The sequence below is a fragment of the Microbacterium sp. Bi128 genome (genome assembly GCF_918698205.1).
On record NZ_CAKKMM010000721.1, the window covers coordinates 1 to 2551 of the forward strand.

General features: G+C 63.9%; 1 protein-coding gene. It reads right to left on the reverse strand.

Annotation, left to right across the window (positions count from 1 at the left end; all coding sequences use genetic code 11):
* Positions 1-329: 329 nt before the first annotated feature.
* Positions 330-2551: 1,4-alpha-glucan branching protein GlgB (glgB, locus tag LQV45_RS25350; RefSeq protein WP_230009387.1), on the reverse strand; the 2222-nt coding region annotated here is incomplete at its 5' end.

Sequence of the window (2551 nt, forward strand, 5' to 3'; positions counted from 1 at the left end):
GGCACACTATTGAGTTCTCAAACAACAGACACACCCGGCACCACCACAACAAACAAACAGTCAAGGATCGCTCCGGAGCAACTTTTCAAACTTACCCGGCCGCTTCACCCTAGTCAAATCGGCGATCCAGACTCATTCTTGCCATAGGCGTCTGGGTCTTGGTGGCCGTTCAACTCCGGGGAGCAGCGCGGAAATAAACTCTACCACCACTTGGGCCGGCTGACAAAGCGGCACCGAAGACGGTGCAGAAAAGCCCGGAATCACGGGGATTCCGGGCCTCTCGCAAACACTTCCCTACGCGCGCCAGGTCTGCTGTCCGGGCGCTGCGCCTAGCCCAGCGGCTTGAAGTACGCGGCCCCTAGCGGAGGCAGGGTGACGGTGAGCATGGCCGGCTGTCCGTCCAGGCCGTCCTTCGTCGCGGTCAGGGTTCCGGTGTTCTCCACCCCGGAACCGCCATAGCTGGCGGCGTCGGTGTTGAGCACTTCCTGCCACTCGCCGGCGGCCGGGACGCCGAGGAGGTAGTCCGTGTGCGGCCCGCCGGAGAAGTTCACGGCGCAGACCAGCGGGTTGCCGTCGGCGTCACGGCGGATGAACGTCAGCACATTGCGGTCCGAGTCTCCCCCATTGATCCACTGGAACCCTTCGGGCTGGTTGTCCCGCTCGTACAGTGCCGGCGTGGAACGGTAGAGCTCGTTGAGGTCCTTGGTCAGGAGCTGCATGCCGTTGTGTGCCGGGATGTCCGCGAGCCACCAGTCCAGGCCGTACTGCTCCGACCACTCCGCTTCCTGGCCGAATTCGGTGCCCATGAAGATCAGCTGCTTGCCCGGGTGGGCCCACTGATATCCCAGGAATGCGCGCAGGTTTGCCAACTGCTGCCACCGGTCACCGGGCATTTTGCGCAGCATGGAGCCCTTGCCGTGCACAACTTCATCGTGGCTGATGGGCAGCAGGAAGTTTTCCGTGAAGGCGTAGACCATCGAGAACGTGATGGTGCCGTGGTGCCACCGGCGGTTGTACGGGTCCTCGGCCATGTATTTGAGCGAGTCGTGCATCCAGCCCATGTTCCATTTGAGGCCGAAGCCCAGGCCGCCGCCGCTCGTGGGCGCCGTGACGCCCGGGAATGCGGTGGATTCTTCGGCAATCATGACCGCGCCGGGGTGGGTTTTGTAGACCGTGGCGTTGACCTCCTGGAGGAATGAGATCGCTTCCAGGTTTTCGCGGCCGCCAAAACGGTTTGGCTGCCACTGACCCTCTTCGCGGGAGTAGTCGAGGTAGAGCATGGAGGCGACGGCGTCCACGCGGAGCCCGTCGATGTGGAACTCATCGAGCCAGTACAGGGCGTTGGCCACCAGGAAGTTACGCACCTCCCTGCGGCCGAAGTCGAAGATCAGCGTTCCCCAGTCCGGGTGTTCGCCCAGGTTCGGATCGGCGTGCTCGTATAGTGTTTCGCCATCGAACCGGGCCAGGGCCCACTCGTCCTTGGGAAAGTGCGCCGGGACCCAGTCGAGGAGGACGCCGATGCCGGCTTGGTGGAGTTCGTCAACGAGGTGGCGGAATTCGTCCGGGTGCCCGAAGCGCGAGGTCGGCGCGAAGTACGAGGTGACCTGGTAGCCCCACGAGCCGCCGAAGGGGTGCTCGGCCACAGGCATGAACTCCACGTGGGTGAAGCCGAGCCATTTGACGTATTCCACGAGTTCCTTGGCCAGTTCGCGGTAGCCCAGCCCCACCTTCCAGGAACCGAGGTGGACCTCGTAGACGCTCATGGCCGAGTTGTGCGGATCGCGGGCGGCGCGGGCCTGCATCCACTCGGCATCCTTGAAGACGTAAGAGGGCTCCACCACCCGGGATGCCGTCAGCGGCGGGACTTCGGTGCCGAAGGCCAGCGGGTCCGCTTTTTCCACCCAGTATCCGTGCCGGGTCCTGAGTTCAAATTTGTAGCACGCCCCTGCTACAACCCCGGGAATGAAGACTTCCCACACACCGGTGGAACCGAGGGAGCGCATGGAGTGTTCGCGGCCGTCCCAGCCGTTGAAGTCGCCCTTGACGCGCACTGCCTGGGCGTTCGGGGCCCAGACGGCGAAGGACACGCCGTCGACGTCGCCAAGCGAGGACTTGTAGTGCTGCACGTGCGCGCCGAGGACATCCCACAGACGCTCGTGCCGGCCCTCACCGATCAGGTGCAGGTCTACTTCGCCGACGGTTGGCAGGTAACGGTAGGGGTCGTCCATGACCTGGGGCTCGTGGTCCTTGTAGGTCACCTCGAGCCGGTAATCCGGCACATGGCCGCGCTCGAGCGGCTCCATCACGGCCACCCATACGCCGCTCGATTCGTGCGTCATGGGCGTCGAACCTGCCGACGTCACGACCGAGACCGCTTCCGCCAGGTGCTTGACCGTCCGGATGGTGACATGGCCATGGTCATCGAGATGGGCGCCGAGGACCGAGTGGGGCGCGTGGTGTTCGCCGCTGGAGACCCTTGCAAGGGTCTCGCCATCCACGGGCAGTGGTGTGCCGGGCCGATCGATACGTGCTGATCCTGTCATTTTTATAC